The 23612-nt window shown below is 68.5% G+C and carries 21 protein-coding genes; 8 read left to right on the top strand and 13 right to left on the bottom strand.

What is annotated here, in order from left to right; translation table 11 throughout:
- Positions 1-101: 101 nt before the first annotated feature.
- The 6 genes from serB (at position 102) to KZ686_RS10435 (ending at position 6115) form a co-directional block, all read left to right on the top strand.
- The gene (gene serB, locus KZ686_RS10460) at positions 102-956 is read left to right on the top strand and encodes a phosphoserine phosphatase SerB (RefSeq protein WP_265632331.1); all 855 of its coding nucleotides are present in this window, start codon (positions 102-104) and stop codon (positions 954-956) included.
- Between the two features lie 381 nt (positions 957-1337).
- Positions 1338-1613, top strand: coding sequence for a hypothetical protein (locus KZ686_RS10455; RefSeq protein ID WP_149318874.1), 276 nt, complete (start codon positions 1338-1340; stop codon positions 1611-1613).
- The gene (locus KZ686_RS10450) at positions 1610-1894 is read left to right on the top strand and encodes a hypothetical protein (protein ID WP_149318875.1); all 285 of its coding nucleotides are present in this window, start codon (positions 1610-1612) and stop codon (positions 1892-1894) included. The genes KZ686_RS10455 and KZ686_RS10450 overlap by 4 nt, the downstream gene beginning before the upstream one ends.
- Positions 1895-1904: 10 nt before the next feature.
- Positions 1905-3536, top strand: a complete 1632-nt coding sequence (locus KZ686_RS10445) for a PepSY-associated TM helix domain-containing protein (RefSeq protein WP_265632330.1) — start codon at positions 1905-1907, stop codon at positions 3534-3536.
- A complete protein-coding gene (locus KZ686_RS10440) occupies positions 3533-3694 on the top strand; it encodes a hypothetical protein (RefSeq protein ID WP_187829241.1) in 162 nt (53 codons plus the stop codon). Before KZ686_RS10445 ends, KZ686_RS10440 begins: the two co-directional genes overlap by 4 nt.
- A gap of 150 nt (positions 3695-3844) precedes the next feature.
- Positions 3845-6115 carry a TonB-dependent siderophore receptor gene (locus KZ686_RS10435; protein WP_265632329.1) on the top strand — a complete coding sequence of 757 codons (2271 nt, stop codon included), beginning with the start codon at positions 3845-3847 and terminating at the stop codon, positions 6113-6115.
- 139 nt (positions 6116-6254) lie between these two features.
- Here the strand turns inward: KZ686_RS10435 and KZ686_RS10430 are convergent, their stop codons facing one another.
- The 8 genes from KZ686_RS10430 to phaC form a co-directional block, all read right to left on the bottom strand.
- Complete coding sequence (locus KZ686_RS10430; protein WP_150083124.1) at positions 6255-7496, bottom strand: cystathionine beta-lyase; 1242 nt, start codon at positions 7494-7496, stop codon at positions 6255-6257.
- 241 nt (positions 7497-7737) lie between these two features.
- Positions 7738-8175 carry a hypothetical protein gene (locus KZ686_RS10425; RefSeq protein ID WP_226106517.1) on the bottom strand — a complete coding sequence of 146 codons (438 nt, stop codon included), beginning with the start codon at positions 8173-8175 and terminating at the stop codon, positions 7738-7740.
- Positions 8176-8177: 2 nt separating this feature from the next.
- Complete coding sequence (gene bktB / locus KZ686_RS10420; RefSeq protein WP_150083066.1) at positions 8178-9362, bottom strand: beta-ketothiolase BktB; 1185 nt, start codon at positions 9360-9362, stop codon at positions 8178-8180.
- A 122-nt stretch (positions 9363-9484) separates the two neighbouring features.
- Entirely contained in the window at positions 9485-10897 is a 1413-nt protein-coding gene (gene rimO, locus KZ686_RS10415) for a 30S ribosomal protein S12 methylthiotransferase RimO (RefSeq protein ID WP_149318880.1), read from the bottom strand.
- A gap of 183 nt (positions 10898-11080) precedes the next feature.
- Entirely contained in the window at positions 11081-11650 is a 570-nt protein-coding gene (gene phaR / locus KZ686_RS10410) for a polyhydroxyalkanoate synthesis repressor PhaR (RefSeq protein ID WP_023264416.1), read from the bottom strand.
- A gap of 479 nt (positions 11651-12129) precedes the next feature.
- On the bottom strand, positions 12130-12870 hold the full coding sequence (locus KZ686_RS10405; RefSeq protein WP_149318881.1) for a 3-ketoacyl-ACP reductase: 741 nt from the start codon (positions 12868-12870) through the stop codon (positions 12130-12132).
- Positions 12871-12968: 98 nt separating this feature from the next.
- Entirely contained in the window at positions 12969-14147 is a 1179-nt protein-coding gene (locus KZ686_RS10400) for an acetyl-CoA C-acetyltransferase (RefSeq protein WP_149318882.1), read from the bottom strand.
- A 182-nt stretch (positions 14148-14329) separates the two neighbouring features.
- Complete coding sequence (gene phaC / locus KZ686_RS10395) at positions 14330-16162, bottom strand: class I poly(R)-hydroxyalkanoic acid synthase (protein ID WP_150083070.1); 1833 nt, start codon at positions 16160-16162, stop codon at positions 14330-14332.
- A gap of 314 nt (positions 16163-16476) precedes the next feature.
- Here phaC and KZ686_RS10390 point away from each other — a divergent pair, with 314 nt between their 5' ends.
- A complete protein-coding gene (locus KZ686_RS10390) occupies positions 16477-16794 on the top strand; it encodes a hypothetical protein (protein WP_226106521.1) in 318 nt (105 codons plus the stop codon).
- Between the two features lie 131 nt (positions 16795-16925).
- On the opposite strand, the gene pgeF is transcribed toward KZ686_RS10390, so the two are convergent.
- Both pgeF and KZ686_RS10380 read right to left on the bottom strand, forming a co-directional pair.
- On the bottom strand, positions 16926-17840 hold the full coding sequence (pgeF, locus tag KZ686_RS10385; RefSeq protein WP_226106524.1) for a peptidoglycan editing factor PgeF: 915 nt from the start codon (positions 17838-17840) through the stop codon (positions 16926-16928).
- Positions 17837-19078 (bottom strand): RluA family pseudouridine synthase, encoded by a 1242-nt coding sequence (locus tag KZ686_RS10380; RefSeq protein WP_265632327.1) that lies wholly within the window; start codon positions 19076-19078, stop codon positions 17837-17839. The genes pgeF and KZ686_RS10380 overlap by 4 nt, the downstream gene beginning before the upstream one ends.
- A gap of 16 nt (positions 19079-19094) precedes the next feature.
- Between KZ686_RS10380 and KZ686_RS10375 the strand changes: the two genes are divergently transcribed.
- Positions 19095-19928 carry an outer membrane protein assembly factor BamD gene (locus KZ686_RS10375; protein WP_149318885.1) on the top strand — a complete coding sequence of 278 codons (834 nt, stop codon included), beginning with the start codon at positions 19095-19097 and terminating at the stop codon, positions 19926-19928.
- 237 nt (positions 19929-20165) lie between these two features.
- Here the strand turns inward: KZ686_RS10375 and KZ686_RS10370 are convergent, their stop codons facing one another.
- The 3 genes from KZ686_RS10370 to KZ686_RS10360 form a co-directional block, all read right to left on the bottom strand.
- Complete coding sequence (locus KZ686_RS10370; protein ID WP_262484994.1) at positions 20166-22442, bottom strand: ATP-dependent DNA helicase; 2277 nt, start codon at positions 22440-22442, stop codon at positions 20166-20168.
- 79 nt (positions 22443-22521) lie between these two features.
- Positions 22522-22725 (bottom strand): DUF465 domain-containing protein, encoded by a 204-nt coding sequence (locus KZ686_RS10365; protein WP_149318886.1) that lies wholly within the window; start codon positions 22723-22725, stop codon positions 22522-22524.
- 35 nt (positions 22726-22760) lie between these two features.
- Positions 22761-23612 carry a hypothetical protein gene (locus KZ686_RS10360; protein WP_149318887.1) on the bottom strand — a complete coding sequence of 284 codons (852 nt, stop codon included), beginning with the start codon at positions 23610-23612 and terminating at the stop codon, positions 22761-22763.

Below are 23612 nucleotides of genomic sequence, written 5' to 3'. Positions count from 1 at the left end.
CCCCGCGCATGCGGGGCCCGGCGGCTTCGGCGCCGCTGCCGGCGGGACAAGCCGCTGGATCGCTGCCTGCGCGGGGACGACGCAAGATTCCAACTTCTCTCATGCCCCTGATCGTCCAAAGCCTGCAACCCATCGCCTCCGCGGATATCGACGCGCTGCGCATCCTTGCCGACGCGCCCGGACTGAGCCTGCGCGGCGACACCGTCGCCACCGCCGAGGCCTGCGCGCCGCTCGACGCGCGGCTGCGCGATGCGCTGGAGGCGTTCTGCGCGCCGCGCCGGCTCGACTGGGCCGTGCTGCCGACGCACCGGAAGCTGTCCGACTTCCGGCTGGTGGCGATGGACATGGATTCGACGCTGATCACGATCGAGTGCATCGACGAGATCGCCGATTTCTGCGGGCTGAAGGCCGAGGTCTCGGCGATCACCGAGGCCGCGATGCGCGGCGAGATCACCGACTTCAACGAAAGCCTGCGGCGCCGCGTCGCGCTGCTCAAGGGGTTGGATGCCAGCGTGCTGGACCGGGTCTACGAGGAACGACTGCGGCTGTCGCCGGGCGCGGAGCGCATGCTGGGGGCCGCGCGCGCGGCGGGCCTGCGCACGCTGCTGGTGTCGGGCGGCTTCGTCCACTTCACCGAAAAACTCAAGGCCCGGCTGGGCCTGGACTTCACCCGCGCCAATACGCTGGAGATCGTCGACGGCAAGCTGACCGGCCGCGTCGAAGGCGAAATCGTCAATGCCGAGGTCAAGGCCCGCACCGTGCGCGAAGCCTGCGAGGCGATCGGCGCCGATCCGCGGCAGGCGATCGTGATGGGCGACGGCTCCAACGACCTGAAGATGATGGCGATCGCCGGCCTGTCGGTCGCCTTCCGCGCCAAGCCCGTGGTACGCGCGCAGGCCAGCGTTGCGTTCAATCATGTCGGGCTGGATGGGTTGCTGAATCTGTTCGCGGATTGATTTGGCGCGGTCGGCTGTGCTGCCGGTCCACCCTGTAGTCCCATCGGTAGTCCCCCGGTAGTCCACTGGTAGTCCTCCACCGCCTTACCGCTCTCTCCCCCAGCCCCTCTCCCGCAAGCGGGAGAGGGGAGCTCGGTTTGCCGTTGCCATCTGTGATGCCGATCGCGCTCGGTTCGCCTGTGCCGGCTGGGTTCTCCCTCTCCCGCCTGTGCCGGCTGGGGTCTCCCTCTCCCGCCTGCGGGACAGGGCGGGGAGAGGGCAACCTCCGCCGCCAGCACGCCTCCCCCGTCTATCAATACATTGCAAACAATATCAATAACTTGCATCGCCAAATACGAATCATTACCATTTGTGTTTTGAATTCCGTAACAAAATCTTGCGATGCAACTCTTTGCCGCTCTCCTCGGCCTGGCGGGCGCTGCCTGCCTGTATCTGGCCGGTCCCAATCAGGTGCTGCTGCGCCAGCCGCCCCAACGCCGCATGATGGTGTGGCTCGGCATCGTGCTGACGTGCTCGGGCGCCGTGGGCTGGTCGGTCGAGCACAGCTGGCCTTCGGCCATCGCCGCGACACTGGCCACGCTTGGCACCGGCCTGTCGCTGTGGCCCTTCCTCGGCTGCTATCTGCACAAGCGCCGCGGCGGCGAGGAGGCGGCATGAACGGCGGCATCGGCACCAAATGGCTGGCCGGCACGCTGCTCGGCTTCCCGCTGTCGCTGGCGGTCTGCACGCTCGCCATCCTGTGGCTGCCGGGCGGCTGGCAGAGCGGCATCATCGGCGCGGTGACCGCCAGCCTGCCGCTGTGGGTCGCCATCATCAGCACCAGCCTGCTGTTTTCCAGCAGCCGCGCCGCCTGGCTCTGGCTGGGCGCGGCCAACCTCGTCTGTTTCGGTGCGTTGTGGGGATTGCGGCTGATGGCCGTGCCCGGCGCGGCCGCGTAAGGAGTACCCCATGAAGGCTGCAACGCTGCGCGTTTACCAGACGCTGCATACCTGGGTCGGCCTGATGGCCGGCTGGGCCTTGTTTATCGCGTTCTTCGCCGGCGCGATCACGGTGTTCCACCACGAGCTGCACGAGTGGCAGTCGCCGGCGCGCATCCGCGGCGAGACCCACGCCGCCGCCAAGCCGTCGCCCGAGGATCTGGACCGCTTCGTCGCCGCGCTGGTCAAGGCCCATCCCGAGGCGGCGGCCAGCGTCTATATCGGCCTGCCGACCGAGGGCGAGCCGCACACCACCGCCTACTGGATGGACGGCAAGGGCGAGTGGCAGACCACCAATGAGGAAAAGCTCGGCGCGGGCCGGACCTCGCCGCAGGACACCTCGCTCGATGGGGTGCGCGGCGAGCTGTCGAACTTCCTGAACGCGCTGCACTACACGCTGGGCCTGCCGATGCAGGCCGGCATGCATTTCATGGGCGTGGTGTCGGTGCTGTACGGCCTGGCGCTGGTCTCCGGCGTGCTGCTGCACCTGCCGCGGCTGAAGAAGGACCTGTTCGCCGTGCGCCCGGGCCGCAACCTGAAGCGCTTCTGGATGGACGCGCACAACGTGATCGGCCTGTTCAGCCTGCCCTTCCATCTGGTCATCGCGATCACCGGCGCGCTGTTCTGCGTGTCGATGACGCTGGCGATGGCCTTCAACGTGCTGACCTTCGACGGCAAGCTGATGTCGGCGCTGCCCACCGCGATGTCGTCGGTGCCCGAGGTGCAGGCGGCCGGCAAGCCGGCGCCCCTGATGCCGGCGCGCGAGCTGATCGAGATCGCGCAGCGCACCGCCGGCGACGGCTTCAAGCCCAATTCGGTGCGCTACCAGCGCGTGGGCGACGCCAATGCGCTGATCGAGGTGCGTGGCGACAGCGAGCGCGCGCTCGGCAACTTCGGCTCGGTGGGCATCCACGCCGCCGCCGGCCAGCCCGACAGCGGCCGCGTGATCGCCAACCAGACCGCCAGCGGACGCGACGCGAACCACGGGCTGTACAGCGCCCTGTTCGCGCTGCATTTCGGCACCTACGGCGACCTGGCGCTGCGGCTGGTCTATCTGATCGCCGGGCTGGCCGGGGCCTTCCTGTTCTACTCGGGCAACCTGCTGTGGATCGAATCGCGCCGCAAGGCGCGCCAGGCCGAGCAGCCGCGCGTGCACCGGCTGCTGGCGCAGGCCACCGTCGGCGTCTGCATCGGCTGCTGCGTCGGCGTGGCGGTGGCCTTCACCGGCGCGCTGCTGTGGCCGGAGCGTCCGTCTTCCTTCGTCTACTTCCCGGTGTTCTTCGCCGCGCTGGCCTGGGCGCTGCTGCGGCCGCCGGTGCGCGCGGCGATCGAGCTGCTGTACGTGGCGGCGCTGGCCTATCTGGTGGTGCCGGTGGCCAACGCGATCCTGACCGGCGACCATCTGCTGCGCAGCGTGCAGCAAGGCGAATGGGCCGTGGCCGGCTTCGACATCGGCGCGCTGGTGTTCGCGGTCGGCTTCGTCGCGCTGGCGCGTGCCACGCAGCGCCGTGCCCGTACGGGCCCCGCCGATTCGGTATGGGCGCCGCGCCCGAGCCGCGGCGATCCGGGCCCGTCGGCCCCGCCGGTGGTCGACGCACCGTGACGCTTGCCGCGCCGGCCGTGCCGATCATGTCCATCGTGCCGATCATGTCGTTCATCCAGATCGCGCCCAGCATGCCGATCGTGCAGATGATGCCGATCTCGCCAACCGCTCCACCCGAGGCGCGGCGGGACTGGTCGGCGCCCCGATTGGCGATCTGATCGGCGCCCTGGCCGGCGCCATTCGCAGCGCCCCGCCCCACTAGAACCACCCCCCCCAACCCAATTTGCATTGCCCTCAGGCGCACGCGGTTCTCCGCGGCGTCCGGGGAGCCGTGCGCGTTCGCACAACAAACGAAGAGGAAACGAGCCATGTCCACCCCCCGCCGCAGCCGCCCCGCGCTGACACCGCTGGCGCGCCAGCTGGCCCTGATCGTCGCCGTCGGCGGCGCCGCCGCGCCGGTGCTCGCGCAGACCGCCGCGGGCACCACTGCCAGCACCACTGCCAGCACCACTGCCAGCACCACTGCCGGCGCCACTGCCGGCGCCACTGCCAGCACCACCGCAAGCCCCACGGCGACCGCTACCGCGCAAGCCGAGCTGCCGACCGTCCATGTCACCGCGGGCAGCGAGCCCGCCTATCGCGCCCGCGATGCCAGCACCGGCGCCCTCGGTGACAAGCCGCTGCAGGACACGCCGTTCTCGGTCTCGGTGGTGCCGCAGGAACTGATCGAGAACCGCCAGGCCATCACGCTGGGCGACGTGTTCCGCGGCGATCCGTCGGTGGCGCCGATCGGCGACGGTTATATCGGCGAGTCGGCGGGTTTGACCATCCGCGGCCTGCATCTCGACCTGCTCGAGGGCTACAAGATCGACGGCCTCGCCATCCCGAACTGGGGCAGCGACGTGCCGCTCGAACACTTCGAACGCGTCGAGCTGCTCAAGGGCTTGGGCGGCTTCATGTACGGCTTCGGCGCGCCCGGCGGCATCGCCAACTTCGTCACCAAGCGTCCCACCTCGAAGTTCGCCGGCAGCGCGTCGCTCGGCTACGTTTCCGACGGCGTGCTGCGCGAGGCGATCGACGTCGGCGGCCGCTTCGGCGCCAACGACATGTTCGGCGCGCGCGTCGGCTTCGTGCACGAGGAAGGCGATACCTTCGTCGACGGCGGCCATATCAAGCGCGATTCCGCCTCGGTGGCGCTCGATGCCAGGCTGAGCCCCAACCTGCGCTGGTCCCTCGACGGGCTCTACCAGCAGCGCAACGTCAAGGGCGCCTACTACGGCATCATTCCGGGCCAGGACTTCGGCGCGCCGGTGACCGAGTTTGTCAACACGCCCCGCACGCTCGACGGCAGCCAGCGCGTGGCCAGCAAGGGCACCTATTACGAGACCGAGATCAAGAGCATCGGGACCGAGCTCAACTGGGGCTTCGCCGACGACTGGAACCTGCGCACCTCGTACCGCTTCACGCAGCAGAACCGCGGCAATGCCGACAGCGCGATCCTGCTGCTGGACAACGCCGGCAACTACGCCGAGAACCAGTACAGCTCGTATTCGCGCTACCACTACCAGCACGCCCAGACGATGGCGACCGGCAAGGTCCGCACCGGCGGCATCGAGCACGACATCGCCGCGGGCCTGTCGTGGCAGAGCCTGGTGCAGAACTGGGGCAGCTTCAGCGGCGGCGGCATCATCGGCTTCGGCAATCTGTACGATCCGGGCCAGTTCGTGCCGACCGGGCTGCCGCTGTCGCGCGTGCCGTCGTCGGATGTGCTGTACCGCGCCTCCAGGATCGACCAGAAGTCGGTCTTCTTCAGCGACACCATCAAGTTCAACGAGCAATGGTCGGTGCTGGCCGGCCTGCGCTACACCCGCTACGACCAGACCGGCTACACGCCGGAGGGCGCGATCTCGAGCACCTACAAGAAGTCGCCGGTCACGCCGACCCTCGCGCTGATGTACAAGCCGGTGCAGCCGCTGACGCTGTACGGCAGCTATGTCGAATCGCTGGAGGCCGGCGGCTCCGCGCCGCTGACCGCGCGCAACGCGGGCGAGGTGTTCGGCCCGCTGAAGAGCCGCCAGTACGAGATCGGCGCCAAGGCCGAGCTGGAGGACTGGACGCTGAACGCGGCGCTGTTCCAGATCCAGCGCGGCCTGAATTACCTGCGCAACGACAACGTCTACACGCAGGACGGCGAGACCCGCTACCGCGGCATCGAGCTGTCGGCGCGCGGCAAGCTGGCGCGCGACTGGACGCTGATGGGCGGTGTCACGCTGCTCGATTCGGAGAATGTCGAGGCCTCGCCCGACGTGCTGGGCAAGCGCGCCTACAGCGCGCCGACCTTCAAGGCCACCGCCTATGTCGAGTACGCGGTGCCGCCGGTGCCGGGCCTGGTGCTGAGCGCCGGCGGACAGTACGTGTCGAAGATGGCGCTCGAGGCCAACAACAGCAACTGGGTGCCGGCGTACCACACCTTCGATGCGGGCATCCGCTATTCGACGAAGCTGGGCAAGACGCCCGCGGTGTTCCGGCTGGTGGTCGACAACCTGACCAACGAGAAGTACTGGCTGCCGAGCTACGGCTTCATCCTGACCCAGGGCGCGCCGCGCACGGTGCGGGCCAGCGCGACGTTCAGCTTTTGAGGCTGCGACCGCGGGCCGGCGGAGGGTTTGCCTGGTGGTCCCGCGAAGGCGGGATGCCAAGCGCCCTTGGGCAAGGCGCTGGGTCTTCCCCTTTCGCGCGGTCGACGTGGCTTCGGTCGCGGAAGTTCCGCGTCCCCTTTCAACCGACCAGCTTCGCCTCCATCGCCGCCTTCAGATCGGCGATCAGGTCGCGCGTATCCTCCAGCCCGATATAGAGCCGCACCAGCTCGCCGGCATCCTGCCAGCCGGCGGGCGGCCAGCTGCCCGCCGGGCGCATCGTCTGCACGTGGTATGGCACCGCCAGGCTGTGCGCCCCGCCCCACGACCAGCCGATCGAGAACAGCCGCAGCGCTTCGACGAAGGCGTCGACCTGGGCGCGCGGATAGCGCGCGCGCAGCACCACCGCGAACAGGCCGCTGGCGCCGGAGAAGTCGCGGCGCCAGAAGGCGTGGCCGGGGCAGTCGGGCAAGGCCGGATGCAGGACCCTGGCCACCTCCGGCCGCTGGGCCAGCCACTCGGCGACCTCGCGTGCGGCGCGGTCGTGCGCCGCGAGCCGCACCGGCATGCTCGGCAGCGAGCGCAGCACCAGGTAGCAGTCGTCGGCCGACACGCCCCAGCCCATCAGCATGCGCACGCCCTTGATGCGCTGGTAGAGCTTCTCGTCGCGGCACAGCACCGCGCCCATCAGCACGTCGCTGCCGCCCGACTGGTACTTGGTCAGCGCCTGCACGGAAATATCGATGCCCTTGTCGAAGGGCCGGAAATAGATGCCGGCCGACCACGTGTTGTCGATCGCCGTCAGCACGCCGCGCGCCCTGGCGGCGGCGACGATGGCCTCGCTGTCGGGCACCTCCATCGTCACCGAGCCCGGCGCCTCCATCCAGATCAGCCGCGTATTAGGCTGGATCAGCTCGGCGATGCCGGCGCCGATCATCGGATCGTAGGGCCGCACGGTGATGCCGAAATCGCGCGCCAGCCATTCGCCGTGCTCCCTATTGGGACCGTAGACGTTGTACGGCACCAGCACGTCGTCGCCGGCCTTCAGCAGCGCGAAATAGACCAGCGAGATCGCGCCCAGGCCCGACGGCAGCAGCAAGGCGTGGCTGGCGCCTTCGAGCATCGCCAGATGCTGGCACAGCGCCTCGCTGGTCGGCGTCGCGTGGATGCCGTAGCGCCAGTAGGTGGTGGCGCCGTCGCCATGCGCGCGCAACTCGGCGAGATTGCGGAACACCACGGTGGAGCCGCGCTGGGTCGGCTGGGAGAAGGAGGCGAAACCGGGGGGAACCTGCAGGGGCGGCTGCACCGCCAGCGTCTGCACGTAGCAGTCGGGCGTTGCGGCGGGATCGTTGTCGTTCGGGGAAGCGGCGTTCGTATCGGTCAGGGGACGGTCGGACACGGCGGATTCCTTGTCTGGCGAGTGCGGATAGAGCCTCCGAGCTTACCAGCAATGACGGCGGCGCCGCCATGGGGGCCGATGGCCGCTGCGCGGCCCGCCGCGCTTAACCTGCTTGATCGGCTTGACGTGCTTGACCCGCTTGTGCGGCGTGACCGCTTGATCTGCTCAAGCCGCTTGCCCCCTTGAGCCCCTTGAGCCCCTTGAGCCCCTTGAGCCCTTGAGCCGCTTAACGCTTGCGGTCTTCGACGATCCCCGAGCGCGGCGGCGGCGGTCCGTAGACCACGCCGCTGTTTGGCGTCATGTCGATCGAGGGCACCGCGACCACGCCGTCGGGGCCGACATAGACGGGCATTTGCTGGCCGGAAGGATAAGGCTGGGGCGGCGGCAGGGCCGGCACCGCCGGCATGCCGCGGGCGGCGTCGCGCTGGCGTTGCGCCGGCGACTTGCCATTGCTGTCGGCGGTGCCGATGCCTGTGCGGGCGCCATTACCGACGCCATTACCGACGCTATTGCCGACGCCATTGCCGGCACGCGGCGGCGACGCGGTCGACAGCACCGTGTCGCCGGCCGCGGCGGCCGGCGCGGACCACGCCAGCACGGCGGCGGCCGCGGCCCCGGCCGCACCGATCGCTGCAACCAGGCCTGCCACGCGCCGCCGGCTCATGGTCAGATCCGCTCGAAGATCGCCGCGATGCCCTGGCCGCCGCCGATGCACATCGTCACCAGCGCGTAGCGGCCCTGCACCCGCTGCAGCTCGTACAGCGCCTTGACCGTGATCAGCGCACCGGTCGCGCCGATCGGGTGGCCCAGCGAAATGCCCGAGCCGTTCGGATTGACCTTCTGCGGGTCCAGGCCGAGCGCCTTGTTGACCGCGCAGGCCTGCGCGGCGAACGCCTCGTTGGCCTCGATCACGTCCAGATCGGCGACCGACAGGCCGGCGCGCTCGAGCGCCTTGCGCGTGGCAGGCACCGGGCCGATGCCCATGGTCTTGGGGTCGACGCCGGCGTGGCCATACGACACCAGCCGCGCCAGCGGCTTCAGGCCGCGCCGCTCGGCGACGCTGCGCTCCATCAGCACGACCGCGGCGGCGCCGTCGTTCAGGCCCGACGCGTTGCCGGCCGTCACGGTGCCGTTCTCCTTGACGAAGACCGGCTTGAGCTTGGACATGTCCTCGGCCTTGGCGTCGTGGCGCACATGCTCGTCGGTGTCGAACACGACGTCGCCCTTGCGCGACTTCAGCGTGACGGGAAGGATCTGCTCCTTGAAGCGCCCTTCGCGGATCGCGGCCGAGGCGCGGCGATGCGATTCCAGCGCGGCCTCGTCCTGCTGCGCGCGGCTGATGTCGTACTCGCGCGCGACGTTCTCGGCCGTGACGCCCATGTGGATCGAATGGAATGGGTCGTGCAGCGCGCCGAGCATCATGTCGAGCAGCTTCGCGTCGCCCATGCGCGCGCCCCAGCGTGCCGCGGGGGCCAGGTACGGCGCGCGGCTCATGCTCTCGGCGCCGCCGCCGATGGCGACATCGGCGTCGCCCAGCATCACGGTCTGCGCCGCGCTGACGATGGCCTGCAGGCCGGAGCCGCACAGCCGGTTGACCGTCAGGGCCGGCGCGTCGATCGACACTCCGCCCTCCACCGCCGCCACGCGCGCCAGATACATGTCGCGCGGCTCGGTCTGGATCACGTTGCCGAACACCACGTGGCCGACTTCGTCGCCCTGCACGCTGGCGCGGGCAAGGGCCTCGCGCACCACCATCGCGCCGAGCTCGGTCGGCGACAGGTCTTTCAGGCTGCCGCCAAAGGTTCCGATCGGGGTCCGTACGCCGCTGACCACCACCACTTCACGGGTCATGTCTGTCTCCATTGGGTAATGTTGCACCGCAAAGTATAGCCCTGCGGTCCATTTTCCGAACGATCGTACTTTTACCTAATGTCGGCCCGGCGATTAGGCCCCCGGCTGGCATGCCGGTGGTGTTACGCCACCGCCTCGCCCCACAGGTCGTGGCCGTCGGCGCCGGTGATCCGCACCGAAACGAACTCTCCGGTCTTGTAGCGCTGGTACGGCTTTGCGGGCGGATCGATATAGACCAGGCCGTCGATCTCCGGTGCATCGGCGGCCGAGCGGCCGATGCCGCCATCCTGATTGACCTCGTCGACCAGCACGCGCAGCGTCTGGCCGACCTTGCGCTCCAGGCGGCGGGCCGACACGGCCTCGGCGACTTCCATGAAGCGCGCGCGGCGCTCCTCGCGGACCTCATCGGGCAGCGCGCCGGGCAGATCGTTGGCGGTGGCGCCCTCGACCGGCGAGTAGGCGAAGCAGCCGACGCGGTCCAGCTCGGCCTCGGCGATGAAGTCGAGCAGCGTCTGGAATTCGGCCTCGGTCTCGCCCGGGAAGCCGGCGATGAAGGTGCTGCGGATGGTCAGGTCCGGACAGATCTCGCGCCAGGCGCGGATCCGCTCCATGGTCTTCTCGGCATTGGCCGGGCGCTTCATCCGCTTGAGCACGTCCGGATGCGCGTGCTGCAGCGGCACGTCCAGATACGGCAGCACATGGCCGTCGTTCATCAGCGGGATGATCTCGTCGACGTGAGGATACGGATAGACGTAATGCAGGCGCACCCAGGCGCCATATTCGCGCGCCAGTTCGCCGAGCGCGCCGACCAGTTCGGTCATGCGCGTCTTCAGCGGGCGGCCGTTCCAGAAGCCGGTGCGGTACTTGACGTCGACGCCGTAGGCGCTCGTGTCCTGCGAGATCACCAGCAGTTCCTTGACGCCGGACTTGAACAGATTCTCGGCCTCGAGCATCACCTCGGCGACCGGACGCGACACCAGGTCGCCGCGCATCGACGGGATGATGCAGAACGAGCAGCGGTGATTGCAGCCCTCTGAAATCTTCAGATAGGCGTAGTGCTTGGGCGTCAGCTTGATGCCGGCCGGCGGCACCAGATCGATGAAGGGATCGTGCGGCTTGGGCAGGTGCGTGTGCACGGCCTGCATGACCTCGCCCAGCGCATGCGGGCCGGTGACGGCCAGCACCTTCGGATGCACGCTGGTGACGATATCGTTGCCGCCGGCATCCTTCTTGGCGCCGAGGCAGCCGGTGACGATCACCTTGCCGTTCTCGGTCAGCGCTTCGCCGATCGCGTCCAGGCTCTCCTGCACCGCCTCGTCGATGAAGCCGCAGGTATTGACGACCACCAGGTCGGCGCCGTCATAGGTGCCGCTGATGGCATAACCCTCGGCACGCAGCTGGGTGATGATCTGTTCGGAATCGACGAGGGCCTTGGGGCAGCCGAGTGATACGAAGCCCACCTTCGGCGTGGTGGCGGCCGCGCCAGTGACGGCGCCGGCGGAAGACGAGGACGGAGAGGACGACTGAGACGACATGGATTTCGCGGTGTGGGGGGCGCGCCTTTGGGTGGCGCGCGCTGTCTTGGGCCGCGACCTGCCATCCCGAAGACGGCCGTGGCGGCGGAACGACCGCGATTCTACCCCGAGACCACCGCGTCGGCAGGCGGGCGCCGGGGCCCGCCGTTACTGCAAAGCTAATGCAGTGGACGCCGTCGCCGTTCAGCCCTGGCCGGTCTTCTTGTTGTTGTCCGGCTGGTTGAACGGGAAATTGCCGAACATGTTCTTGGCCTGGTTCTGCATCTGCTCCTGCATCTGCACGAACAGGTTCTTGCTCTGCTCGATGTAGTTGCTCATCATGCCCTGCATCATCGGCGCCTGCATGTTCATGAATTGCGACCACATGTCGGGGCTGAAGGCCTCGCCCGAATACAGGCCCTTGGAGTTTTCGGCCAGCTTGTTCTGGATGTCGATGAAGGCCTGGATGTTCTTCTCCAGGTAGGTGCCCATCATGCCCTGCATCGCGTGGCCGTAGAAGCGGATGATCTGCGACAGCATCGCGCTGGAGAACATCGGCACGCCACCGGTTTCTTCCTCGAGGATGATCTGCAGCAGGATGCTGCGCGTCAGTTCGTCCCCCGACTTGGCGTCGACGACCTTGAACTCCTCGTTGTCCATCACGAGCTGCTTGACATCGGCCAGGGTGATATAGGTGCTGGTCTGCGTGTCGTAGAGCCGGCGATTGGGATATTTCTTGATCAGTCGCTCTGCGCCTTTCTTGGTGGTGGCCATCGGTGCTCTATCCTTTTGTAATCCGCTGCCGGTGCGCTGACGCCGCAGCCCATGCTCGTGCGGCACGGTCGATCGTTTGCTGTTGCACCGCATGCCGTGCAGTGCGCAATCCGGCAACGCTTGCGGCGCGGGGCCGACCCGCCGGCCAAGGGCGCGATCCATGTCGAATTTCCGGATGTCCCAAATTGGTGCCGACGGCGTTGATTTCCTGATTCTATGCTTAACAAGGCACTGTGAAAAGGCGCGGCCGCTAAGGAAAACCCGCAAGCAAACGCGCGAAATCGCCGGGTAAACAAGGAAAAAAGCCGGGAAAAAAGCGAGGTGCGAGAGCCAGACGCGCGCACGCGCCGGCACGGTGCTGCGGCGCGTCCAACGCAGCGCAACACCGGCCGCCGCGATGTGGGCGTCGGGCCAGTATCGCGCCGTGCCCGACCGTGCCGGGCCGGCAGATCGCCGGCCCGGTCGGTCAGCCCGACGAATCAGCCCATGTGCAGGCCGCCGTTCAGCGAGAAGTCGGCCCCGGTGGCGAAGCCCGATTCCTCGGAGGCCAGCCAGGCGCAGATCGAGGCGATCTCTTCCGGCTGGCCCAGGCGCTTGACCGGGATCGTACCCACGATCTTGTCGAGCACGTCCTGGCGGATCGCCTTGACCATATCGGTAGCGATATAGCCCGGCGACACCGTGTTGACCGTCACGCCCTTGGTCGCCACTTCCTGCGCCAGCGCCATCGTGAAGCCATGCAGGCCGGCCTTCGCGGTCGAGTAGTTGGTCTGGCCGAACTGCCCCTTCTGCCCATTGACCGACGAGATATTGACGATCCGGCCCCAGCCGCGATCCGCCATGCCATCGATCACCTGCTTGGTGACGTTGAACAGCGAGGTCAGGTTGGTGTCGATCACCGCGTCCCAGTCCGCGCGCGTCATCTTGCGGAACACCACGTCGCGCGTGATGCCCGCATTGTTGATCAGCACATCGACCTCGCCGACCTCCGCCTTGACCTTGTCGAACGCGGCCTTGGTCGAATCCCAGTCGGCCACATTGCCTTCGGAGGCAATGAAGTCGAAGCCGAGCGCCTTCTGCTGTTCCAGCCAGCGTTCACGGCGCGGCGAATTGGGGCCGCAGCCCGCGACCACGCGATAGCCTTCCTTGGCCAGGCGTTGGCAGATCGCGGTGCCGATGCCGCCCATGCCGCCCGTTACGTATGCAATGCGCTGAGTCATATCCACTCCTGATCAGATTCTTGTTATCGACGCCGGCGCGCCGCACGGACGGCGCCATGCCGCCCGCATCCACACCCTGCCCGCCGGCACACCCCTCCTCACCGTTCCACGGCGAGCGCCACCCCCATGCCGCCGCCGATGCACAGCGACGCCAGGCCCTTCTTCGCATCGCGCCGCTTCATCTCGTGCAGCAGCGTCACCAGAATGCGGCAGCCCGAGGCGCCGATCGGATGGCCGATCGCGATCGCGCCGCCATTGACATTGACCTTGTCGGTGTCCCAGCCCATCTGCTTGTGCACCGCCAGCGCCTGCGCGGCGAAGGCCTCGTTGATCTCCATCAGGTCCAGGTCCTGCACGCTCCAGCCTGCGCGCGACAGGCAGCGCTGCGAGGCCGGCACCGGGCCCATGCCCATTACCTTCGGATCGACACCGGCGTTGGCGAACGCGCGGATCGTGGCGAGCGGGGTCAGTCCCAGCTCGCGCGCCTTGGCGGCCGACATCACCACCACCGCGGCGGCGCCGTCGTTGATGCCCGAGGCGTTGGCCGCGGTCACGGTGCCGGCCTTGTCGAAGGCCGGCTTCAGGCCCGCGATGCTCTCGAGCGTGGCGCCGTGGCGCACGAACTCGTCGGTGGCGAAGGCCAGCGGCTCGCCCTTGCGCTGCGGGATCATCACGGGGACGATTTCCTCGTCGAAGCGCCCGGCCTTCTGCGCGGCCTCGGCCTTGTTCTGCGAGCTGACCGCGAACTCGTCCTGGGCCTCGCGCGAGATGCCGTATTCCTTGGCCACGTTCTCCGCGGTGATGCCCATGTGGTACTGGTTGTAGACGTCCCACAGGCCGTCGACGATCATCGTGTCGATCAGCTTGGCGTCGCCCATGCGGAAGCCGTCGCGCGAGCCCGGCAGCACGTGCGGCGCCGCGCTCATGTTCTCCTGGCCGCCGGCCACGACGATCTCGGCATCGCCCGAGGCGATCGCGTTGGCGGCGAGCATCACGGCCTTCAGGCCCGAGCCGCACACCTTGTTGATCGTCATCGCGGGGACCATATGCGGCAGCCCGGCCTTGATGGCCGCCTGGCGCGCCGGGTTCTGTCCCGAGCCGGCGGTCAGCACCTGCCCCATGATCACTTCGCTGACCTGCTCCGGCTTGACGCCGGCGCGCTCGAGCGCGGCCTTGATGACGATGGCGCCCAGTTCGGGGGCCGGCACCTTGGCCAGCGACCCGCCGAATTTGCCTACCGCGGTGCGTGCGGCCGATACGATCACAACGTCAGTCATGTTCAGTCCTCTCAATGGAATACGGATACTGCGGATTCAGGAAGTCGATGTCGATGTCGCTGTCTGTCGGTTTCGATGTCGATGTCGATGCCGGGGCGCGGACGGGAAGCGGCCGATGAAGGCGGTCGCCCTGGGCGGCTTGCCGGTCCGGTGTTCTCCCCCTCTCGCGTTGCCCCGGTTGCCTAGGCCTTGGCCTTGACGTAGCGGCCCGGCGCCGGCTCGATGGCCGGATAGTCGCGGCTGCCGTACTGGGTCGGTGCCGCCTTTTTCGCGCCGGCGTGCTTGCCGAGCCAGGCGAACCAGTCCGGCCACCAGCTGCCCGGCGCCTCGGTCGCGCCGGCCAACCAGTCGTTCGGACTGTCGGGCAGGTCGTCGTTGAGCCAATGGCTGCGCTTCTTCTTCGCCGGCGGATTGATGACCCCGGCGATATGGCCCGAGGCACCCAGCACGAAGCGCAGGTCGTTGGACAACAAACGCGTCGACGCATACGCCGCGGTCCACGGCACGATATGGTCCTCGCGCGAACCGTACAGATAGGTCGGCACGTCGATCTTGCCCAGGTCGACCGGCACGCCGCAGACGGTCAGCTTGCCCGGCACCTTCAACTCATCCTGCAGGTAGGTATGGCGCAGATACCAGCAATACCAGGGACCCGGCAGGTTGGTCGCGTCGCCGTTCCAGAACAGCAGGTCGAACGGCACCGGCGTATTGCCCTTCAGATAGTTGTCGACCACGTAGTTCCAGACCAGATCGTTCGGCCGCAGGAACGAGAACGTGTTCGCCAGCTCGATGCCGCGCAGCAAGGCACAGGGCGCGCCGGCCGCGCCGCCGAGCGTGGCTTCGCGCAGTTGCACGTGCGCTTCGTCGACGAAGACGTCGAGCACACCGGTGTCGGAGAAATCGAGCAGCGTGGTCAGCAGCGTCAGGCTCTGCGCGGGACGCTCGCCGCGGCCGGCCATCACCGCCAGCGCGGTCGACACGATGGTGCCACCGACGCAGAAGCCCAGCACGTTGATGCGGTCCTGCCCACTGATCGCGCGCGACACCTCGATCGCGCGGATCGCGCCGTGTTCGATGTAGTCGTCCCAGGTACGCGCCGCCATGCTCGCATCGGGATTGCGCCACGACACCAGGAACACGGTATGGCCCTGCTCGACGATATGGCGCACCAGCGAGCTCTCGGGCTGCAGGTCGAGGATGTAGTACTTGTTGATGCAGGGCGGCACCATCAGCAGCGGGCGCGCATGCACCTTGGCGGTCAGCGGCTTGTACTGCAGCAGCTGGAAGTACTCGTTCTCGTAGACCACCGCGCCCTCGGTGACCGCGACATTGCGGCCGACCTCGAAGGCGGATTCGTCGGTCTGCGAGATCTTGCCGCGCGTCAGGTCCTCCAGCATGTTGCGCAGGCCCGCGCGCAGCGATTCGCCGTTCGATTCGATCAGCCGCCGCTGCGCCTCGGGATTGGTCGCGAGGAAATTGGCCGGCGACATCGCGTCGACCCACTGCGTCACGGCGAAGCGGATGCGCTGCCGCGTCTTGGCATCGGCCTCGACGGCGTCGGCCATCTCGCTCATCGCGCGCGCGGTCAGCAGATAGAAGGCGGCGGCATAGCGATACGGCGCGTTGCTGCGCCAGGCATCGCCGGCAAAGCGCCGGTCGGTCAGTTGCACCTGCTGCTGGTCACCGGCCGCCATCGCGCGCCACAGGTCGGTGAAGCCCTGCATGAAGCGCTGCTGGATCTCGGCCAGTTGGGCCGGGGCAATCTTGATACCGGGAAATGCAGCGCCGGGAAATCCGGCACCGGGGAATGCGCCGCCGGGAAATGCGCCGCCGGGGAACCCACCCAGCGCGGCAAACGCTTCCGCGCCCGGCATGCCGCCGGCCGCGCGGCCATTGGCTTGGGCCTGCCTGGACCACTCCAGCCATGTCGCTGGATCGAATGGCCCCGGCGTCGATGAAAACGGTGTGGTCTTTTCTTCCTGTCCGGAAGCTGCCGCGCCTTTGCCGGTCGCCATGATGTCGTGTCTCTCTGCCGTCTGATGGGTGAGCCGGCCCGGAGCGCCGTGCTGCGATTCGCTCCGGGAGAACCGGCACGCGTCGCGCTCCTCCGGCCACGGAGCGCGTGCGGTATGCTTGCCGAATGACGGCCAGCGCGCTTTCCACGGCATACCGTGGTGCGGGGCGCTGCGGGCCGCACAGTTACTCGCCGTCCGGGGCATTGTTGCCTTGCAACGATGACGCTGTCAATGCGGGAAACGTCTTGACGCAAAGGCGCTCCGCGGCCGGCGATGACGCGCCCGGCAGTGTCCACGAAGAGGATGAAATTCCGATGTATATCGTCGCGATCGGCTGGCTCTACGTCGCGCTGATGATGGCCATCACCGAACACACGGTGGTGGCCGCGATCGCCACGTTCCTGTTGTATGGCGTGGGGCCGGTCGCGCTGCTGCTCTATATCCTCGGCACGCCCGGACGGCGGAAGCGGCGGCGGGCCGCGGAACAGGCTGCGGAACGGGGAGCAGCGCCGGCTGCGGAACCGCCAGCGGGACCGGCTGCAAAGCGGGCAACCGAAGACGTCGCAACACCAGCGGCACAGCGGGCCGCCAAGCCTGCGCCAGCGACACCGCGGGACGGCGGCGCGTCGTGACATCAAATGTCATGTCGTCCGGACAATAGAGCAGCTGCATTCGGTGCGGCCGCCCTCCACCCTTGCCCGGCCGCTTCCTGCGCTGCCCCTTGCCCGGCCGCTTCCTGCGCTGCCCCTTGCCCGGCCGCTTCTTATTTTTCCTTCGATGCCGGCTCGAGCCAGACCAGGCTCGCCATGCGTCCCGTCACGCCATCGCGCCGATACGAGTAGAAGCGCTGCGCATCGCTGACCGTGCACGCATCGCCGCCGTAGACGTCGACACAGCCGGCGCGCGCGAGCCGGATGCGGGCGAGCGCGTACAGGTCGGCCAGATATTTGCCGGGCGCGCCGGGCCGGAACGCCTGCTCCACGGCATCGCGCTCGTGCGTCAAGGCCCGCTCGAGAAACGCGGAACGGACTTCGGCGCCGACCTCGAAGGCATCGGGCCCGATCGCGGGACCGAGCCATGCGAGCCACTGCGGCGGCGATCCGGTGTCCGGGCGTTGCCGGTCCATGCGGGCCAGCGTGGCCTCGATCACGCCGGCACACAGGCCGCGCCAGCCCGCATGCGCGGCACCGACGACCGTGCCCGCGCGATCGCACAGCAGGACCGGCAGGCAGTCCGCCGTCATCACCGCGCAGACCTGCCCCGGCGTCGTGCTGATGCTGGCATCGGCGCGCGGCGGCACGTCCGGTGCCGGGCGATTGCCGGCCTCTGAGCCATAGTCCTCAGCGACCCGATCGACGCCATTGACCCCATCGCTGCCCTGGCCGCCATCGAGGCCTTCGACACCATCGGCCGTCACCACCGCGCATCCGTGCACCTGTTCCAGCCAGCGCGGCGCGGACGGCAGCCACGTCTGGAGGCGCCGGCGATTCTCCGCCACCGCGTCGGCATCGTCGCCGACATGGGTGCCGAGATTGAGCCCACCCGCACTGCCATCCGCCAGTCCGTATGGGCCGCGGCTGACGCCGCCGATGCGCGTGGTAGACAACGCGCGCACCCGCGCGGGCGCGGGCCAGTCAGGGACCAACTGCGCCAGGCGGCCGTCGTCAGCGCCCGTCATGCGCGCCCCTCGCCATCGTCGCCATCGTCGTCATCTTCGTCATCGCCACCCTCATCGCCCTCGAACAACACGCCGTCCCAATCGTCGTCGTCCTCGTCGTCGTAGCGATCGCGCTCTTCCAGCGTGGTGAAGTCGAGCGCGTCGATCAGCGCCTGCAAATCGTCCGGCGCCGGCGCACGCCACGACATCGGCTTGCCGCTGACCGGATGCACCAGCCCGAGCCGATAGGCATGCAGCGCCTGCCGTTCGAACGGCACCGGCAGCGGCGCCTTGATGGCCGGGCGCTGGCCGCGCTGGGTGGCGCGGTGATAGACCGGGTCGCCCAGCAGCGGATGACCGATCGATTCGAAATGCACGCGGATCTGATGGGTGCGTCCGGTCTCGAGCTGGCACATCACCATCGACACACAACCGCGTCCGAGCGGCGCCACGCCGAGCGTGCGGAAATGCGTGCGCGAGGGCTTGCCGCTCGATGTGTGCACGATCGCCATGCGGGTGCGCTCGCGCGGATCGCGTCCGATCGGCGCATCGATGGTGCCCTCGTCGGGCGCCTCGCCCCATACCAGCGCGAGATAGGTCCGCTTGACCGTGCGGGCCTGCAGCTGCCGCACCAGATCGGTCTGCGCGGTCAGCGTGCGGGCCACCACCATCAGGCCCGAGGTTTCCTTGTCGAGCCGATGGACGATGCCCGCGCGCGGCAGCGAGGCAGCGGCCGGATCGCGATGCAGCAGCCCGTTGAGCACGGTGCCGCTCCAGTTGCCGGCGGCGGGATGCACCACCAGGCCGGCCGGCTTGTCGATGACCAGCAGCGCCGCGTCTTCGTAGACGATCTGCAGCGGCACCGGCTCGGGCGTGAAGGCCAGCGTTTCAGGCGCGGCCTGCGGCCTGACCTCGATGCGCTGCCCCATCTGCACGCTGTCCCGCGGCCGGCGCACCGCGCCGTCGACGGTCACCGCGCCGCTGTCGATCCACTGCTGGATGCGGCTGCGCGAGAATTCGCTGAGCTGGCGGGCCAATAATTTATCGAGCCGTTCTCCGTGTGCGGCGCTGTCGACTTCCAGCACCACGGGGACCATGTCGGCGCCGCTTTCCGCCTCGACAAGTGCGGCCGCGGGCAGCTCGTCGAAATCTTCCAGCTCGGTTTCGACCGCCGCATCGCGTGCGGCCTCCCCGTCGAGGGCCGCTTGCGGGCTGGCGACCGAGGGGCTTGGGCTATAATGCTTGACGCTTTTTTTCATCCGGAATAGGTTGCCCATGCAATCGATGAGCATGAGACGCGCCAGTTGGCGCGCAAGATTTGGAGCGATTCTGCTCGCGGGCGGCTGCGTCATGCTGTCGGCATGCGGCCTGCTCTCGGAACAACCCGACGAAACGGCGGGTTGGTCAGCCAACAAATTATATTCGGAAGCCAAGGACGCCCTCGACAGCGGCGACTATCCGCGCGCGGTCAAGCTGTACGAAAAACTCGAGGGCCGCTATCCGTTCGGCCGGTTCGCGCAGCAGGCGCAGATCGATACGGCCTATGCCAACTACAAGGACGGCGAAACCGCCGCCGCGCTGGCCTCGGTCGACCGCTTCATCCAGCTGCACCCGAATCACCCCAGCGTCGATTACGCGTACTACCTGAAGGGGCTGATCAACTTCAACGACAACCTCGGCTGGCTCGGCCGCTTCTCGGGCCAGGACCTGAGCGAGCGCGATCCGAAGGCGGCGCGCGCGGCCTACGACGCCTTCCATACGCTGGTCACGCGCTTCCCCGAAAGCCGTTACACGCCGGACGCCGCAGCGCGGATGCAGTACATCGTCAATTCGCTGGCCCAGCACGAAGTCCACGCGGCGCGCTACTACTATCGCCGCGGCGCCTACCTGGCGGCGGTCAACCGCGCGCAGCAGGCGCTGAAGGAATACGATGGCGCGCCGGCCAACGAGGAGGCGCTGTACATCATGATCCGTTCGTACGAGGCCCTGGGCATGAAGGACCTGCGCGACGACACGCTGCGCGTGATGGAGATGAACTTCCCCAACAGCGACTTCATGAAGTACGGCGAGCGCCGCGAGAAGGACAAGCCGTGGTGGAAGCTGTTCTGAACGATCTGACGCCACTGCGACAGGCATGAGAAAAGCCCGGTTCGATTCACCGAACCGGGCTTTTTGTTTTCGGAGGCGGTACCGGACCCCGTTTGAAGGCGGTAGCCATGCCTCGCTTGGAGGCGGCACCCGGTCGTGTTCCGAGGCGGCACCGGGCCGCTTTTCTTGAAGGCGGCTACCGCTCGTGTTTGAGCGCGGCACCGGACCGCGCTCGCCGCCGCGCCGCTACGCCTTCTGCTACGCCTTCTTCAACCCTTCCAGAAACGCCACCACCGTGTCCCGCTCGCGCGTGCGCTTGAATGGCGGCAGGCTCTGCCAGATCTGGCGTCCGTAGGGTTTCTCGACCAGCCGCGTGTCGCAGATCACCAGCACGCCGCGATCGGTCTCGGAGCGGATCAGCCGGCCGGCGCCCTGCTTCAGCGTGATCACCGCGTGCGGCAGCTGGTGCACGGCGAACGGGCTCAGCCCCTTCTTCTGCAGCGCCTCCATGCGCGCGGCCAGCACCGGATCGTCGGGCGGCGCGAACGGCAGCTTGTCGATCACCACCAGCGACAACGCTTCGCCGCGCACATCGACGCCCTCCCAGAAGCTCTGGCTGCCGACCAGCACCGCATTGCCGAGCTCGCGGAAGCGGTCGAGCAGCTCGGTGCGGCTGGCCTGGCCCTGCACCAGGATCGGCAGCTGCAGCCCGCGCTCGGCGAACGCCTCGTACAGCAGATCGGAGGCGCGCTGCACCGCGCGCAGCGTGGTGCAAAGCAGGAAGGTGCGCCCGCCGGCCGCCTCGATCAGCGGCAAGGCGGCGGCCACCACGGCATCGGTGAACTGCGGCGACTGCGGCGCCGGCAGGTCGCGCGGCACATACAGCAGGCCCTGCTCGCCGTAGTCGAAGGGGCTGGGCAGCGACAGCGAACGATCCTTGTCGAGCCCCAGCTGCGCGGCATAGTGGGCGAAATTGCCTTTGACCGACAGCGTCGCCGAGGTAAAGATCCACGCGCGCGGATGGCCGGCACGCTGACGCGAGAAGATCGGCGCGATCGACAGCGGCGTGCGATGCAGCTGCACGGTATGCGAGAACACTTCGACCCAGCGCACCGTCTCGGGCGGGCTCCAGGCCGGCGTGGAGGCGGCCGCGGGGTCGGATGCCGAAGCGGACGCGGACGCAGACCCTGAAGCGGCATCGGCAGCCGCATCGGGCAACGCCCCTGCAATCGATTCCCCACGCGCTGCATTGGGCTCCGACAATGCGGCCCCCGAAGACGCGGGCGCCGACAACGCCGACTCGGACAACGCCGCCAAGGGCGGCTGCACCGCTTCGGCGCCCGTCCCGCCCGCCTCAACCGCCGGCTGCGGCGCCGGGCTGTCGTCGCGCCACGCCGCCAGCCGCTGCGCCAGCTCCAGCGCGCGGCGATGGCACTGCTCCAGCGATTCGGCGCGCTCGGCCTGGCCCTGCAGCAGCGCCACCACATCGCTCAACGCCTTCTCCAGCGCGTCGAGCGTGTCGAAGAACGGCTCGCCGATGCGGGCGTCGGCCTCGATCTGCCCAAGCGCCAGCCGTACATTGTCCTTGCCGAAGGCCAGCCGCAGATCGCGCGTGGCGCGCTCGAGCGGCGCCACGATGCCGACCCAGTCGGCCGCATCGCGCGCATGCGACAGGCCCTCGGCCACCGTATCGCGCGCCAGTTCCAGCAGCTGGCTGGTCGACAGGCTGTCGCCGAAGAACAGCGTCGCGGTCTCCGGCAGCTGGTGCGCCTCGTCGAAGATCACCGTATTCGCCGCCGGCAGCAGCTCGGCCATGCCGGTATCGCGCAGCACCACGTCGGCGAAGAACAGATGATGGTTGACCACCACCAGGTCGGCCTGCTGCGCCTCCTTGCGTGCCCGCATCACGAAGCACTCCTTGTGGTGCGGGCATTCGGTGCCGAGACAGTTGTCGCGGGTCGAGGTCACCAGCTGCCATACCGGCGCGTTCTCCGGCACGCTGGCCAGTTCGGCCTTGTCGCCGGACGAGGTGGTCTTGGCGAAGTTGGCGATCTCGCGCAGCCACGCCGCGTCCTGCCTGGACGCCAGCCGCCCGTTCAACTGCGCCCGCTCCATGTGGTAATGGCAGACGTAGTTGGCGCGGCCCTTGAGCAGCGCGACCGAGACCGGCACATTGAGCGCGCGGCGCACGGTCGGAATGTCGCGCAGGAACAGCTGGTCCTGCAGGTTCTTGGTCCCCGTCGACAGGATCACCTTGCCGCCCCACAGCATCGCCGGCACCAGGTAGGCGAAGGTCTTGCCGGTGCCCGTGCCGGCCTCGACGATCACCGTGTCGTGCGCCTCGATCGCATCGGCCACCGCGGCGGCCATCTTCGCCTGCGCATCGCGCGGCCGATAGCCGTCGATGGCCTGCGCCAGCGTGCCGGTCGGCGCGAAGATGCGCGCCAGCGCCGCCGCGCGCGCGTCGGCGGCGTCCGGCTGGATGGCGGGACCGGCGGCATCGTCGCCGGGATGGGAGAGATCGGAATCGGACAAGGCTGGCAGGAATTCGGTGCGCCGCAGGCGGTGGCCGGCGGCGCTGGCATGGCGGCCCGCGGGATCGCGGACCGGGGGATCAGGCGGGTACGTCGGGCTCGAGCTGCAGCTGCAGCAGCGTGATGGCGTCCTTCAGCTTCAACCGGCGCTTCTTGAGCCGGCGCAATTGCAGTTCATCGTGGCCGGCCTCGCCGGACAGCCGGTCGATCAGATAGTCCAGATCGCGGTGCTCGATCTGCAATTCGATGATCTGGCGTTCGAGGGTGTTCAGATCGCGGTCCATCGTCCATTGGCCTCCCCCACCGGCGACGTCCATCATCAGAAGCCGAACGGCCGCGGCGACTCGCCGCTGCTCTGCTTTTCCCTCGCCTTGGCGCGGCGCTCCTCGACCTCGCGCTGGCGCTGGATCGCCTGCTGCTGCTTGGCCTCGTACGCCTTGACGTTCTCGGCGCGCTGGCGGGCCTGCTCGGCACCGCGCTCGCGGGCCTCGCGCATCCGCGCGTCGTAGTCGGCCTGCTTCTGCTGGTACTCGGCGGCATTGGCGGCGCGCTGCGGCGCCTCGGCCTGGCGCTGCGCGTCGCGCAGCTTCTGCTCCTGCTGCTTGCGTTCGAACTCGGCGCGATTGGCCTGTTCGTCGGCAGCGCGCTGCGGCTGGCTGGCCTCGTACTCGGCCTGGCGCAGCGCCTGTTCACGATCGCGTTTGGCGGCCTTGAAGGCACGCTCGGCCTCGCCGATCTCCAGCTCGCGTTCGCGCAGCACGGCCAGCTCGGTGCGCTGGGTTTCCTTGGCGCGCTCGATGCAGTTGGTGACGAAGAACTTGTCGTAGCAGGCGCGCTCGGCGGTCGCGAAGCGGTAGTTGGTCCAGGCGCGCGAGTCGGCCACGGCCTTGCGCTCGGCGTCGAAGTCGCGCGGCGCTTGCAGTTCGCCCGAGGCGGAGGCAGAGGTGGAGGCCGGCGTGGAGCCGGCGGCCGGGGCCGAAGCCGGGCCCTGCGCCAGCGCGGCGGGCAGCGGCACGGCCAGGCACGCCAGGGCCAGGGTCCGCGCCAATATCGGCGCCAGCGTCCGCGCCGACATCGAGACCTTGGGCAGCCTGCCGTCAGGCATCGTTGCCGCGCGATCGGCGGCCGGAAAACATGCCGGCAGAGCGGCCCGTTGTGGCTTGAGGTTCAT

Source organism: Cupriavidus cauae, from assembly GCF_026210475.1.
Lineage (GTDB): Bacteria > Pseudomonadota > Gammaproteobacteria > Burkholderiales > Burkholderiaceae > Cupriavidus > Cupriavidus cauae.
The sequence above is the reverse complement of the archived record's forward strand: the minus strand, read 5'-3'. Positions and strand labels throughout refer to the sequence as shown.